14 protein-coding genes are annotated in these 13,188 nt (G+C 71.6%); 10 read left to right on the top strand and 4 right to left on the bottom strand.

What is annotated here, in order from left to right; translation table 11 throughout:
- Window positions 1-115 precede the first annotated feature (115 nt).
- Window positions 116-1,042 carry a heavy metal transporter gene (locus ACFUPX_RS33220; RefSeq protein WP_383331224.1) on the bottom strand — a complete coding sequence of 309 codons (927 nt, stop codon included), beginning with the start codon at window positions 1,040-1,042 and terminating at the stop codon, window positions 116-118.
- Between the two features lie 62 nt (window positions 1,043-1,104).
- Between ACFUPX_RS33220 and dapE the strand changes: the two genes are divergently transcribed.
- Together dapE and ACFUPX_RS33210 are read left to right on the top strand one after the other, a co-directional pair.
- A complete protein-coding gene (gene dapE, locus ACFUPX_RS33215; RefSeq protein ID WP_383331221.1) occupies window positions 1,105-2,196 on the top strand; it encodes a succinyl-diaminopimelate desuccinylase in 1,092 nt (363 codons plus the stop codon).
- Between the two features lie 88 nt (window positions 2,197-2,284).
- Window positions 2,285-3,040 carry a TIGR00730 family Rossman fold protein gene (locus tag ACFUPX_RS33210; RefSeq protein ID WP_361050516.1) on the top strand — a complete coding sequence of 252 codons (756 nt, stop codon included), beginning with the start codon at window positions 2,285-2,287 and terminating at the stop codon, window positions 3,038-3,040.
- 58 nt (window positions 3,041-3,098) lie between these two features.
- Here ACFUPX_RS33210 and folP read toward each other — a convergent pair whose 3' ends face one another.
- The gene (folP, locus tag ACFUPX_RS33205) at window positions 3,099-3,959 is read right to left on the bottom strand and encodes a dihydropteroate synthase (protein ID WP_383331217.1); all 861 of its coding nucleotides are present in this window, start codon (window positions 3,957-3,959) and stop codon (window positions 3,099-3,101) included.
- 124 nt (window positions 3,960-4,083) lie between these two features.
- On the opposite strand from folP, the gene ACFUPX_RS33200 reads away from it, so the two are divergent.
- Both ACFUPX_RS33200 and ACFUPX_RS33195 read left to right on the top strand, forming a co-directional pair.
- Window positions 4,084-4,524: a DivIVA domain-containing protein gene (locus ACFUPX_RS33200; protein ID WP_383331214.1), complete on the top strand. Its 441-nt coding sequence runs from the start codon at window positions 4,084-4,086 to the stop codon at window positions 4,522-4,524.
- On the top strand, window positions 4,521-5,114 hold the full coding sequence (locus tag ACFUPX_RS33195) for a DNA-3-methyladenine glycosylase I (RefSeq protein ID WP_383331211.1): 594 nt from the start codon (window positions 4,521-4,523) through the stop codon (window positions 5,112-5,114). Before ACFUPX_RS33200 ends, ACFUPX_RS33195 begins: the two co-directional genes overlap by 4 nt.
- Before the next feature lie 24 nt (window positions 5,115-5,138).
- On the opposite strand, the gene ACFUPX_RS33190 is transcribed toward ACFUPX_RS33195, so the two are convergent.
- Window positions 5,139-5,939: an enoyl-CoA hydratase/isomerase family protein gene (locus tag ACFUPX_RS33190; RefSeq protein ID WP_383331208.1), complete on the bottom strand. Its 801-nt coding sequence runs from the start codon at window positions 5,937-5,939 to the stop codon at window positions 5,139-5,141.
- A gap of 320 nt (window positions 5,940-6,259) precedes the next feature.
- Here ACFUPX_RS33190 and ACFUPX_RS33185 point away from each other — a divergent pair, with 320 nt between their 5' ends.
- Window positions 6,260-6,427 (top strand): DUF3117 domain-containing protein, encoded by a 168-nt coding sequence (locus ACFUPX_RS33185; RefSeq protein ID WP_003966491.1) that lies wholly within the window; start codon window positions 6,260-6,262, stop codon window positions 6,425-6,427.
- A gap of 180 nt (window positions 6,428-6,607) precedes the next feature.
- On the opposite strand, the gene ACFUPX_RS33180 is transcribed toward ACFUPX_RS33185, so the two are convergent.
- Window positions 6,608-7,306 carry an O-methyltransferase gene (locus ACFUPX_RS33180; protein WP_383331333.1) on the bottom strand — a complete coding sequence of 233 codons (699 nt, stop codon included), beginning with the start codon at window positions 7,304-7,306 and terminating at the stop codon, window positions 6,608-6,610.
- Window positions 7,307-7,459: 153 nt separating this feature from the next.
- Here ACFUPX_RS33180 and sigE point away from each other — a divergent pair, with 153 nt between their 5' ends.
- The 5 genes from sigE (at window position 7,460) to ACFUPX_RS33155 (ending at window position 13,135) form a co-directional block, all read left to right on the top strand.
- Window positions 7,460-8,227 (top strand): RNA polymerase sigma factor SigE, encoded by a 768-nt coding sequence (gene sigE / locus ACFUPX_RS33175; protein WP_249587925.1) that lies wholly within the window; start codon window positions 7,460-7,462, stop codon window positions 8,225-8,227.
- Window positions 8,228-8,298: 71 nt separating this feature from the next.
- Window positions 8,299-9,303, top strand: a complete 1,005-nt coding sequence (locus ACFUPX_RS33170) for an anti-sigma factor family protein (RefSeq protein ID WP_383331330.1) — start codon at window positions 8,299-8,301, stop codon at window positions 9,301-9,303.
- A gap of 273 nt (window positions 9,304-9,576) precedes the next feature.
- Window positions 9,577-11,670 (top strand): trypsin-like peptidase domain-containing protein, encoded by a 2,094-nt coding sequence (locus ACFUPX_RS33165; RefSeq protein WP_383331327.1) that lies wholly within the window; start codon window positions 9,577-9,579, stop codon window positions 11,668-11,670.
- Window positions 11,671-11,752: 82 nt separating this feature from the next.
- Window positions 11,753-12,244, top strand: coding sequence for a sec-independent translocase (locus ACFUPX_RS33160; RefSeq protein WP_383331204.1), 492 nt, complete (start codon window positions 11,753-11,755; stop codon window positions 12,242-12,244).
- 219 nt (window positions 12,245-12,463) lie between these two features.
- Complete coding sequence (locus tag ACFUPX_RS33155; RefSeq protein ID WP_383331201.1) at window positions 12,464-13,135, top strand: hypothetical protein; 672 nt, start codon at window positions 12,464-12,466, stop codon at window positions 13,133-13,135.
- Window positions 13,136-13,188 lie beyond the last annotated feature (53 nt).

Raw genomic sequence — 13,188 nt, 5'->3', positions numbered from 1 at the left:
GTGTTCGCAAGGGGTGTGGCGGGGCGGGGGAGGGGTGCGCGAATGTCTGGGCGGCACTTCGCCCGTGAGTGATCAGCGTGCCCCGATCGGGTGACCCGCCGTACTACTGCCCCATCTACTGCCCCATGACGATGCGGACCGCGTCCGAGCCGGTCGCCCCGCCGGAACGCTGCCCGTCCGTGCCGGTCGCGCCCGCCTTGCCCGGCTTGCGCCATTCCTTCCCGGGATCCCCGGCGCTCCACTCACTGCCGCCGTACGTCACGCGCTCGATGCCCAGCGCGGACGCCTGGGCCACCGCCCAGTGCGCGAGCTCCCAGCCCCGCTGCCCGGCGCCGCCCTCCGCGCTCCCCGCCGTGGCGTTCACCGGCACGGTGAGCGTGCGGCCCCGGCCGCCCCGCGGTGCCACGTCGCGGCCGAAGTCCCGGGCCAGGGCGGCCCGCAGCTTCGCCGGGTCGCCCGGCTCGTCGGCCGTACGGCCCTCGCAGGTGAGGGTGGCGGGGGCGCGGCCGGTCAGCGCCGCGGCCAGCAGCGCGGCGTCCGGCTCGTGCTTCGCGTACGCCTGGGGGTAGCCGCTGCGCTGCACGCGCTGCGCGGCGACGGTCAGGGGAAGCCGTGAATAGCCCGGGACGTCGTTCAGATGGGCGTAGAAGCGCGCCGCCGAGTACGCGGGGTCCATGATCTGTTTCTCGTTGCCCCAGCCCTGTGAGGGCCGCTGCTGGAAGAGGCCGAGCGAGTCCCGGTCGCCGTGGCCGATGTTGCGCAGGCCGGACTCCTGGAGGGCCGTCGCCAGGGCGATCGTGATCGCCCGCTCCGGCATGCCGCGTGACGTGCCCACGGCGGCGACCGTCGCCGCGTTCGCGGCCTGCTCGACCTCGAATTCGTACGACGCCCCGTCGCCGTTGCCCGAGACGACCTGGCAGCGTGGAGCGGCCTTGCCCCCGAAGACGTACACCACATAGCCGACGAGCCCGACGAGGACCGCGACGGCGGCCCCGATACGGAGGAGGCGGCCGCGCCGGACGAGGGTGGGGGGCTCAGGCACGCGACCAAGGTACTGGAGGCCACCGACAAGGCGGCGCGCCGAGGGGCGTTAGGGTCGAAGCCATGGCCCAGACCTCACACGACACGCCGCTCGACCTCACGCTCGACGCCGCCGCGCTCACCGCTCAGCTGGTCGATTTCCCGTCGCCGAGCGGCGCGGAGAAGGCGCTCGCGGACGCGATCGAGACGGCCCTGCGCGGCCTGCCGCACCTCACGGTGGACCGGCACGGCAACAACGTGGTGGCGCGCACGAACCTGGGCCGGGCCGAGCGCGTCATCCTCGCCGGGCACATCGACACGGTCCCGATCGCGGACAACGTGCCCTCCCGCCTCGACGAGGACGGCGTCCTGTGGGGCTGCGGCACCTGCGACATGAAGTCGGGCGTCGCCGTCCAGCTGCGCATCGCGCAGACCGTCACCGAGCCGAACCGCGACCTCACCTTCGTCTTCTACGACAACGAAGAGGTCGCCGCCCACCTGAACGGCCTCGGCCACGTCGCCGAGGCCCACCCCGACTGGCTCGCGGGTGACTTCGCGATCCTCCTGGAGCCGACCGACAACCAGGTCGAGGGCGGCTGCCAGGGCACCCTGCGGGTCTTCCTGAAGACGAAGGGCACGCGGGCGCACTCCGCGCGCGCGTGGATGGGCTCGAACGCCATCCACAAGGCCGCGCCGATCCTGGCGAAGCTCGCCGCGTACGAGCCGCGCACGCCGGTGGTCGACGGCCTCCGGTTCCACGAGGGCCTCAACGCCGTACGTGTCGAGGGCGGCGTCGCCACCAACGTGATCCCCGACGAGTGCACCGTCGTCGTCAACTTCCGGTACGCACCGGACCGCTCCGAGGACGAGGCGCTCGCCTTCGTGCGCGACTACTTCGCCGACTGCGAGATCGACGAGTTCATCGTCGACGACCACACGGGCGCCGCGCGCCCCGGCCTCGACCACCCGGCCGCCGCGGCCTTCATGGCGGCGGTCGGCGGCGAGGCGAAGCCCAAGTTCGGCTGGACCGACGTCTCCCGCTTCAGCGCGCTCGGCGTGCCCGCCGTGAACTACAGCCCGGGCAATCCGCTGCTCGCCCACAAGGTCGACGAGCGCGTGCTGGCCTCGCTGATCCCGGAGGCCGAGAAGCGGCTGAGTGCCTGGCTGACATCCTGATTTCCCGTAAGGGTCCGTCGCCTGTAACGCCCGTAGACCTACGCTGAAGCAGCACGTCGAGCAAGACCGTCAGCGGAAGGGGACGTTCATGGGTAGTCCAGAAGGGCAGGGCCCGCCGGAGGAGCAGCACTTGGGGCCTGTGGTGCGGCGGCGTGAGCAGATCACCCCGGGCACGACGGACCAGCGGCTCCTCGACACCGACGCCGAGGGCGAGTCCGAGTGGGTGCACACCGACCCCTGGCGGGTCATGCGCATCCAGTCGGAGTTCGTGGAAGGCTTCGGAGCGCTCGCCGAACTCCCCAGCGCCATCAGCGTCTTCGGATCGGCGCGCACACCGGTCGGCTCGCCCGAATACGAGGCGGGCATCCGCATCGGCAAGGCGCTGGTCGACGCGGGCTTCGCGGTGATCACCGGGGGCGGCCCCGGGGCCATGGAAGCGGCCAACAAGGGCGCGCGCGAGGCCAAGGGCGTCTCCGTCGGCCTCGGCATCGAGCTGCCGTTCGAGCAGGGCCTGAACGAGCACGTCGACATCGGAGTGAACTTCCGCTACTTCTTCGTACGGAAGACGATGTTCGTGAAGTACGCCCAGGGCTTCGTGGTCCTGCCCGGCGGCCTCGGCACCCTGGACGAGCTCTTCGAGGCCCTCACCCTCGTCCAGACCCGCAAGGTGACCCGCTTCCCGATCGTCCTCTTCGGCTCCGCGTACTGGGGCGGACTCGTCGACTGGCTGCGCGACACGGTGGTGGCGGGCGGCAAGGCCTCCGAGCACGACCTGCACCTCTTCCACATCACGGACGACGTGGACGAGGCGGTCACCCTGGTGACCAAGGAAGTCGGCCGCTAGCCGGCCGGGCCCCGCCGGGCGGGCCTCCGCGCCGCCCGCCCGGCGGCCGTTCCCGCTGCTACGCGAGGCCTCGCCTGGCGACGGCCGGATCGCGGTGACCGGCGATGGTCGCGACCATGTCGAGCACCTGCCGCGTCTCGGCGACCTCGTGCACGCGGTACACCTGCGCGCCCAGCCACGCCGACACCGCGGTGGTGGCCAGCGTCCCCACCACGCGCTCCTTGACCGGCTTGTCGAGCGTCTCCCCGACGAAGTCCTTGTTGGACAGGGAGACGAGGACGGGCCACCCGGTCTCCACCATCTCCCCGAGCCGCCGCGTCGCCTCCAGGGAGTGCCGCGTGTTCTTGCCGAAGTCGTGCCCGGGGTCGATCATCACGGACTCACGCGGCACCCCGAGCGCGACCGCGCGCTCGGCCAGGCCCAGGGTGACCGAGAGGATGTCGGCCATGACGTCCTCGTACGTCACCCGGTGCGGCCTGGTCCGCGGCTCGGCGCCACCCGCGTGCGTGCACACCAGGCCCGCTCCGTGGCGCGCGGCCACCTCGGCGAGCCGGGGGTCGACCCCGCCCCACGCGTCGTTCAGGACGTCGGCCCCGGCCTCGCAGACCGCCTCGCCGACGTCGTGCCGCCACGTGTCGACGCTGATCACGACATCGGGGAAGCGCCTGCGCACCTCGGCGACGAAGCCGACGGTCCGCCGCGCCTCCTCCTCGGCCGTGACGTCCTCACCGGGACCGGCCTTGACCCCGCCGATGTCGATGATGGCGGCGCCCTCCGACACCGCCTGCTCCACGCGCGCGAGCGCGGGTTCGTCGCGGAACGTGGCGCCCTGGTCGTAGAAGGAGTCGGGGGTCCGGTTCACGATCGCCATGATCACCGGCTCGTGCGCGTCGAATTCACGCTTGCCAAGCCTGAGCATCCCCGGTGAGCCTCCTCTGTCGGTGCCGTGGTCCGGCCGCCTGCGACCTTAACTGTCACAGGCTCATGGCACGATCAGACCCTGACAGTTTGAGCACGGCAGTCGAGCGTGGGGGCCTGAAGAGATGGTCTTGTTCTTGTTCCTGGTCATCGCCCTCGTCGTGGTGGTCGGCGCGGTCACGCTGGCCGTGGTGGGCGGCGGGGAGCGCGCCGCGCTGCCCGACGTGGCGGCCGAGCGGTTCACCGACCCGCTGCCGCCCGACCGCGCCCTGCGCCGCTCGGACGTGGAGGCACTGCGCTTCCCGCTGACCCTGCGGGGCTACCGCATGGCGGACGTGGACGAGGCCCTCGGCCGGCTCGCCGCCGAACTGGCCGAGCGCGACGCCCACATCGCGGAGCTTGAGGCGGCGCTGGCCGGCGCCCAGGCCGCCGCGGTCAGCGGCCCCGGCCTCTTCAAGACGCACGCCCCGGCGTCGCTGACCGAGGACAGGGCGGGCCAGGACCAGGACCCGAGCCAGGACCGGGAAACCCCGAAGGACGCTGTCGAAGAGGAGAACGGCCAGTGAGCGGCGACGCGATGGCGGGCCCGGACGGAAGACTGCGCTGTCCTTGGGGCCTGTCGACCGAGGACTACGTGGCGTACCACGACGAGGAGTGGGGCCGCCCGGTCCACGGGGACGACGCCCTGTACGAACGGCTCTGCCTGGAGGCCTTCCAGTCGGGCCTCTCCTGGATCACGATCCTGCGCCGCCGCGAGGGCTTCCGCGCCGCCTTCGCCGGTTTCCGGATCGACGAGGTGGCCCGGTTCACGGACGCCGACCGGGAGCGGCTCCTCGCCGACCCCGGCATCATCCGCAACCGCGCCAAGGTCGACGCGACCCTCGCCAACGCGCGCGTGCTCGCCGGCTGGGCCGACGGCGAGCTCGACGAGCTCATCTGGTCGCACGCGCCGGACCCGGCCTCCCGCAAGGCCCCGAGCGCGCTGGCCGACGTACCGGCGATCACGCCCGAGTCCACGGCCCTGTCCAAGGACCTGAAGAAGCGCGGCATCCGATTCGTCGGCCCCACCACGGCGTACGCCCTGATGCAGGCCTGCGGCCTGGTCAACGACCACCTGGAGGACTGCGTGATCCGCGTCCCCCAGGACCGTCGCTAGGACCGCTAGGGCCGTCGCTAGGGCCTAGCGGCCCAGGTACTTGGGCTTCGACTTGTCCAGGAAGGCCTGGACGGCGATCGCGTGGTCCTCGGACGCGCCCGCCTTCGCCTGGAGTTCGTCCTCCTTCTCCAGGGACTCCTCCAGGGTGTGGCCCGCCGCGTAGGCGAGCGACTCCTTGAGAGCCCCGTAGGCGAGGGTGGGGCCCTCGGCCAGGGTGCGGGCCAGCTTCAGGGCCTCGGCGGCCAACTCGGCCTCGGGGACGACCTTGTTGGCGATGCCCAGGTCGTACGCCTCCTGGGCGCCGATGTTGCGCGGGAAGAGCAGCAGATCGGCGGCGCGGCCCGGACCGATCACACGCTGGAGCGTCCAGGAGACGCCCGAGTCGGCGGTCAGCGCGACCCCGGCGAAGGACGTGTTGAAACGCGCGGTGTCCGCGACGATGCGGTAGTCGGCGGCGAGCGCGAAGCCGAGTCCGGCGCCTGCCGTGACGCCGTTGACGCCCGCGACGACCGGCTTGGCCATGCCGGTCAGGGCGCGCAGGACGGGGTTGTAGTGCTCCCGCACGGTGCTCATGGTCTGCCCGGTGCCCGCCGCGCGGTCGGCCATCAGCGAACCCACGTGCTCTTTCAGGTCCTGCCCCACACAGAAGGCGCGCCCGGTCGCGGTGAGCAGTACGGCACGGACCGCGGGGTCCGACTCGGCCGACCGCACAGCCTCCCGCAGAGCGACCTTGGCTTCGGTGTTCATCGCGTTCATCGCCTCGGGGCGGTTGAGCGTGATGGTCGCGAGCCCGTCGCTCACCTCGTAGAGCACGGTGTCGGCCATGGTGAATCCCCTCCAGTGGTCCTGCGCCGGTCATCTTTGTCCGAGCCCAGCATGACGGAGATCATCGGGCTCCGACATGAGGGGAGATATGTGACCTGCGTCAAAGAATTCCTGGCCCTGGAGGCATGAGAGGCGGCGCAGTATCGCAGCCACATCGCCGAATTGAGTGGTTTTGCGGGCGCGCGTTGCGCAAGCGATGCAGACCGATGTTGGTCATCGGGTCCTGCCATGCGGGATAATGGCCTGGAAGCAATATGTTCGATGCCGGTGACACCTGGGTTGTCGGCTGCGATGAGCTGGTTTCAGGAAGGGGAACGAGCATGGCGGCCATGAAGCCGCGGACGGGCGACGGCCCGCTCGAGGTGACCAAGGAGGGGCGGGGCATCGTCATGCGCGTTCCGCTCGAAGGCGGCGGACGACTTGTCGTCGAACTGACTCCGGACGAAGCCGATGCACTCGGCGACGCCCTGAAGAAGGTCGTCGGCTGACGCGGAAGCGCCCACACTTTTTCACTGCCCCGGCATCGTAAAGACATGCCGGGGCAGTGCTATGTCCGGGGCGCCGCAGGGCCCCGAAGGGGCGCGGGGCTGTGACATGTGCGGCTCCGCCGCGTGGGCGCGCCCAGCCGCGACGTGCCCGCCGACGAAACGTGCCGGCCCCGCGGAGGGTCAGCGCTTGACGGCGCAGAGGAGCCCGTCGCCCACCGGGAGCAACGCAGGCATCAGGTCCTGGCTCTCGCGCACGGTCCGCAGCAGCTCGCGGATGCGCAGCACTTCGGCGGGCTGCGGACCGGAGTCCACCGTCCGGCCGTCGGAGAAGGCGCCCTCGAAGCAGACGAGCCCGCCGGGCCGCAGCAGGCGCAACGATTCAGCGAGGTAGTCGAGGTACTCCGTGCGGTCGCCGTCACAGAACACGAGGTCGTAGCCGCCGTCGGCGAGCCGCGGCAGTACGTCGAGCGCGCGGCCGGGGATGAACCGCGCGCGGTTGCCGGCGAACCCGGCGGCGCGGAAGGCCTCGCGCGCGAACTGCTGGCGGTCGGGCTCGGGGTCGACGGTGGTCAGGACGCCGTCGGGCCGCATGCCGTGCAGCAGGTGGAGCCCGGACACGCCCGTGCCCGTGCCGATCTCCGCGACGGACTTGGCGTCCGCCGTGGCGGCCAGCATGCGCAGCGCGGCGCCGGTACCGGGAGACACCGAGGGCAGCCCTGCTTCCTGGGCCCGGTCACGGGCCCAGCGCGCTGCCTCGTCCTCGGCGACAAAGGCGTCGGCGAACGCCCAGCTCGTCTGCCGGTTGCCGGTAATGGCCCTCTCCTGTCCCCGTGGATGCCTGGCCGTGACTGTATCCGTAAGGGGTGGGAACCCGCAGATGGGACCGGGCGTTTAGTAGGGGTAGGCGGACGCCGGGGGTAACGAATGGATCAAGACTGGCTGCGGGCCCTGAGACCAGGCAGGACACCTGGCAGGAAGCCCGTACCAAATTCCAGTAAAAACGCTTATCCGGAGCTAACGGGCGAGGTGGTTATGGTAGGGGCTCCACTGGACACCACCAGAGCCGACAGGGGAGGTGCGGCTGCGTCCGCGGATCGGGGAGGAGCGCTGAGGCGCTTTCTCGGGTTGGCGGGTGAGCCGAAATCCGTGACCGACACCGCTGACCGATTCCACACCGCCAGTTCCGCTCAGACCGCGACCTTTGCCGCTGATGCGGAATCGCAGGCGTGGACTCCCCCCACCTGGGAGGAGATCGTCAGCACGCACAGCGGACGGGTCTATCGCCTGGCGTACCGCCTGACCGGCAATCAGCACGACGCCGAGGATCTCACGCAAGAGGTCTTCGTCCGTGTCTTCCGGTCCCTGTCGACGTACACGCCCGGTACGTTCGAGGGCTGGCTGCACCGCATCACCACGAACCTCTTCCTGGACATGGTGCGCCGCAAGCAGCGCATCCGCTTCGACGCCCTCGGGGACGACGCGGCGGAGCGCCTCCCCAGCCGTGAGCCCTCGCCGCAGCAGGTCTTCAACGACACGCACTTCGACGCGGACGTGCAGCAGGCGCTCGACACCCTGGCTCCCGAGTTCCGTGCCGCAGTGGTCCTGTGCGACATCGAAGGTCTTTCGTATGAGGAGATCGCCGCGACCCTGGGCGTCAAGCTGGGCACGGTCCGCAGCCGTATCCACCGTGGCCGCTCGCAACTGCGCAAGGCCCTTCAGCACCGGTCGCCCGAAGCCCGCGCCGAGCGTCGCTCGCTCGCAGGAGCCGTGGCGCTGGGAGGAGGGGGCGCGACCGCGTGAGTGGATCACGGTCGAATCCTGTTGAGCGGCATCTGGCCGAGCAGCATCTGGGGGACCGGCTCGCAGCCCTGGTGGACGGCGAGTTGGGCCATGACGCGCGTGAGCGAGTTCTCGCTCATCTCGCGACCTGTCCGAAGTGCAAAACCGAGGCCGACTCTCAGCGCCGGCTCAAGAGTGTTTTCGCGGAGGTGGCACCGCCACCCCCGTCCGAGAGTTTTCTGGCGCGCCTTCAAGGCCTTCCCGGCGGAGGCAGCGAGCCGCCCTCCGGTCCCCGGACCCCCGGAGGCGGAAGCTTCGCCACCGCGGACACCGACGCGGGACTGCCCCCCACCGGAATCTTCGGCGTGAGGCCCGCGACCTTCGGCTATGCGCCGTCGGGCAGTCATGCGGGGGTGCTGCCGAGCATGGGGCGCGGTTTCCGCATCCATGACGTCGACCGCCATGACGTCGGCCGGCACGAGGCCGAGCGGTCGCTGTGGCGCGGGCGGAGGTTCGCCTTCGCCGCCGCCGGTGCGGTGTCGCTGGCCGCGATAGCGCTGGGCGGCGTCACGACGGGCATTCCCGCCGACCCGGGTGAGCCGCGTGCGGGCTCGGGCAGCAGCAACAGTTCGGGCACGGGCGGCAACAGCAGCAATAGCGGGAACAGCAATGCGTCGCCGCTGCGTTCGCCGGGGACGGGTGCCACCACGGCTCCCGAGTCCGTCCGTCGCCGTGGCAGCGGTCCGCTGTCGGTGCACGGCCAGCGTCCTGGGGTCCTGGCGGCGCCGGTCGCGCCGACGCAGGCGACCGGTCCTCTGCTGCCCGGACTGCCCGGGGAGCCGGTGCGAGGTCCTCGTCTCCAGCGGCCCGAGACGCTGTCCGCCCGGCACGAGGTCACGGGACCGATGCTGGCCGGTGCGGCGATCATGTCTCCCCTGATACGTCCGGTGGCTCCCGTGGCGCCGGGCGGCGTGTCCGCTGTCGGCGCCCTGCCGACTCCGGGCGGGGCCGCTTCGGCCGACGGGGCGGATCCCACGCGTACCGCGGCGTCCTTGCCCGTCGAGGGCACACTGCGGGGCTCTTCGCAGATCCGCTGACGTGCTCTGCGCTTCGGCGCGGGAACCTGGTTGAATCCTCGGTGGGCCGTGCCTGCCCGAGGTTGGTGGCGGGCGCGGAGTTGAGCACGTGATCGGCGTCCGCCGTAGGCCAGGTGTGGGGAGAGCATGGACGAGGGCAAGCCCACAAAGGCGAAGTGGTGGAGCCGCCCCAGGTCGGCCTCCGCGCCTGACGGCACGGAGGCGGAGCGGGGCGGCCCCGACGGGGAGATAGGCCCCACCGCACCCACGGAGGACGCCTCCGGCGACTTCACACTGGCCGCGGCGAACAGGCCTGCGGCCGAGCCAGACCCCGCGACTGGCCCCCGGGCCGACACGCCGCCCCAGGCCGACACGCCTCCCGGCGGCTCTGCCCCGCACGCTTCCGTGCCCGCAGCGCCCCGGCAGCCTGGACTGCCCCAGGCCGACGCGCCGCCCGCCGACGTAACCCCGGCCGGTACGGCCCCTGGCGGCTCTGCCCCGCACGCTTCCGTGCCCGCAGCGCCCCGGCAGTCTGGACCGCCCCAGGCCGACGCGCCTCCCGCCGACGTAACCCCGTCCGGTACGGCCCCCGGCGGCTCTGCCCCGCACGCCCCCGTGCCCGCAGCGCACCCGCAGCCTGGACCGCCCCAGGCCGACACCGCCCCCGGCAACCGCCCCCGCCCGCTGCACGACCCCGATCCGTACAGCACCCCGCCTTACGGCGAGCCAGGTCCCTGGGCCCCCGCCCCGCCCGTACAGCACCCGGCGGCGACCCCCACGCACGGCACGCAGCACCCGGCGGCGACTCCCACGCACGGCACGCAGCTCCCGGCGGCGACTCCCACGCACGGCACGCAGCTCCCGGCGACCCCCCACAAGGGAACCCCGCCCCACGGAGCCCCCGCCCCGGCGGCGCCCCACGGAGCCCCCGCCCCAGCTGCTGCGTCCCGCAGCGGAACCCCGCCTCACGGAGCCCCCGCCCCGGCGACCCCCCACGGAGCCCCCGCCCCAGCGGCGACGCCCCCCAGCGGAACCCCGCCCCACGGCACCCCCACCCCGCCCTCGGCCCAAGGCGCCCCACAGCCGCAGGCCCCTCAGCCGCACCCCCAGCCCCAGCCGCACCCCCAGCAACCCCTCCAGCCCCAGCCGCACCCCCAGCAACCCCTCCAGCCCCAGCCGCACCCCTCATCCCCCACCCCACCCCGCCAGCCCTACGACCCCTGGAACGCCCCCCTCCAGCAGAGTGGTGCCGTTCCTGTTGATGAGGTGCGGGAGAAGAAGCGGGGGCGGCGGATCGTTCTGGTGGGGATTGCTGTCATCGCGCTCGTGGCCGGTGGTATCGGTGGGGCCGTCGGGGCCTACTTCGAGCGCAATGGCGGTGGCTCGGACATCGAGTTGCCGCAGGCGAAGTCGCAGGACAAGGCGCGGGCCAAGGACAGCGTCGCCGGGATCGCGGCGAGCTCGCTGCCCGGCGTCGTGACCCTGCACGTCAGCGGCGACGACGCACAGGGCACCGGCACCGGCTTCGTGCTCGACGGCAAGGGCCACATCCTCACCAACAACCACGTGGTCGAACCCGCGGGGACCGGCGGCGAGATATCGGTGACCTTCAGCGGCGGCGAGACCGCCAAGGCGGAGGTCATCGGCCGCGACTCCGGGTACGACCTCGCCGTGGTCAAGGTCTCCGGCGTGCGCGGGCTGCGGCCCCTGCCCCTCGGCAACTCCGAGAACGTCCAGGTGGGCGACCCCGTGGTGGCCATCGGCGCCCCCTTCGACCTGGAGAACACCGTCACCTCCGGCATCATCAGCGCCAAGGAGCGCCCCATCACGGCCGGCGGCGAGAAGGGCGACGGCAGCGACATCAGCTACGTCGACGCGCTCCAGACCGACGCGCCCATCAACCCCGGCAACTCCGGCGGCCCGCTGGTCGACGCCCAGGCGCACGTCATCGGCATCAACAGCGCCATCCGCTCCGCCGACGACAGCGCGGAGCCCGGCGCCGGCCAGTCGGGTTCCATCGGCCTCGGCTTCGCCATCCCCATCAACCAGGGCAAGCGGGTAGCCGAAGAGCTGATCAACACCGGTAAGGCCACGCACCCTGTGATCGGTGTCACGCTCGACATGGAGTACACGGGTGACGGCGCCCGCGTCGGCGAGAAGGGCAAGGACGGCGGCCCCGCCGTGAACAAGGGCGGACCCGGCGACCGTGCGGGCATCGAGGCGGGCGACGTCATCACCGAAGTGGACGGCCAGCGCATCCATTCCGGCGACGAACTCATCGTCAAGATCCGCGCCCACCGCCCGAAGGACAGCCTCGAATTGACGGTCCAGCGCGCGGGAAAGGACCGGAAAGTGACGCTCGTGCTCGGCGCCTCGGGCGGCAACTGATCCACGTCTGTCGCCCAGCGGCTACCCGACGGACAGGAACGCCGGGTACCGTGGACCCGGTCCGGATGGCAAGGAGCTCAAGGTGTTCTCAGACATTGGCCCGCTCGAGGTAGTGGCGCTGATCATCCTCGCTGTGCTCGTTTTCGGCCCGGACAAGCTGCCCAAGCTGATTCAGGACGTGACGCGGACCGTCCGCAAGATCCGGGAATTCTCGGACAGTGCCAAGGCGGACATACGCAGTGAACTCGGCCCGGAATTCAAGGACTTCGAGTTCGAGGACCTGAATCCGAAGACCTTCATCCGCAAGCAGCTCGACAACGACGAGCTCGGCCTGAAGGAAATCCGCAACGGCTTCGACCTCAAGAAGGAGATGGCCGAGGTCACGGACGCCGTGCACGGGCGAGAGAGTGAATCGTCCGACGGCGAAGGCGCGGACGGCGCGTCCGGCACCGCTTCGGGCGGCCGCATCGACATGGCCAAGAACGACGGCCGTATCGACATGGACAAGAAGCCCGAGAAGTCCGAGAAGGCAGCTCCCGCCGACCATCCGCCGTTCGACGCGGACGCCACCTGACCTCCCCGAGGCACCCCCGGAAAGCCTCCGGCACGCCCCCGACGAGCCCCTGAGCGCGCCGCTGAACGCGCCCCGGGGCGCTCTCTTTTAGACACCCTTCCGCCTACCGGTGTCCCAGCTTCCGGAACGGGTGTGGCTATCCTGCCTTGTTGTCCGGCTGAGGACGCCCGAGGGGGGCGGGCCCTGCGGACCGATGAGAACGAGGAGGCGGCCGGGTACATGGAGACGACAAGTCGCGTAGGCGCACAGGCGCCGGCCGCGGACGGCAGCGCGCAAGCGATGCCCTCCGCCCGGCGCACGGTCGACAGCTATCTGCTGGCGCCCTTCCCCTGGTACGGCCTCGACGAGGCCTTCACGGGCGAGCGCTGGCTGATGCAGGTCGGCACCGCCGCGGACGGCGCGGTGGAGCACGGCTCCATCGGGCACGGCGATGAGCCGTCGGTACGGAGTGACGGACCCTTCGGGAACAGCGACAAGGAGCGCTTCGCGGTCGTGGTGACCGTCGCGGCCAACCCGGTGCGGCGCAGCCCGGACGGCACGGGCCTGCTGGAGGCGACGTCGGTGTCGTCCGCGGCCTGGCTCGCCGGAGTGGGGCTGCTGTCCTTCACCTGGCCCCAGCAGATGGACCACACCCTGCGTGACGACTGGCTGGACCAGCAGACCGAGACGGCCTGGGTCCTCGCGGACGATCTGCAGGGCGAGGACTGGTCGACGCTCTCGCTCCCGGTGGACGGGGTGCCGACCTCGTTCCACTACCGAGAGTCCGAGTTCGGCTGGGTGCTGGCCGGGTCCACCCAGGAGGGCGTGCCCCTGGGCGCCTACGGGCGCGGCATGAGCGCGTACGGCCTGGGCTTCTCGGTAGTCAAGGACATCCACGAGTACGCGGCCTAGCGGCCTAGAGGAACAGCAGTACGACCCGGCCGCCGCACACACACGCCGATGGG

It is taken from the genome of Streptomyces sp. NPDC057302 (assembly GCF_042667685.1).
Lineage (GTDB): Bacteria > Actinomycetota > Actinomycetes > Streptomycetales > Streptomycetaceae > Streptomyces.
Note: the sequence above shows the minus strand (reverse complement) of the source record. Positions and strands in the feature narration are given on the sequence as shown.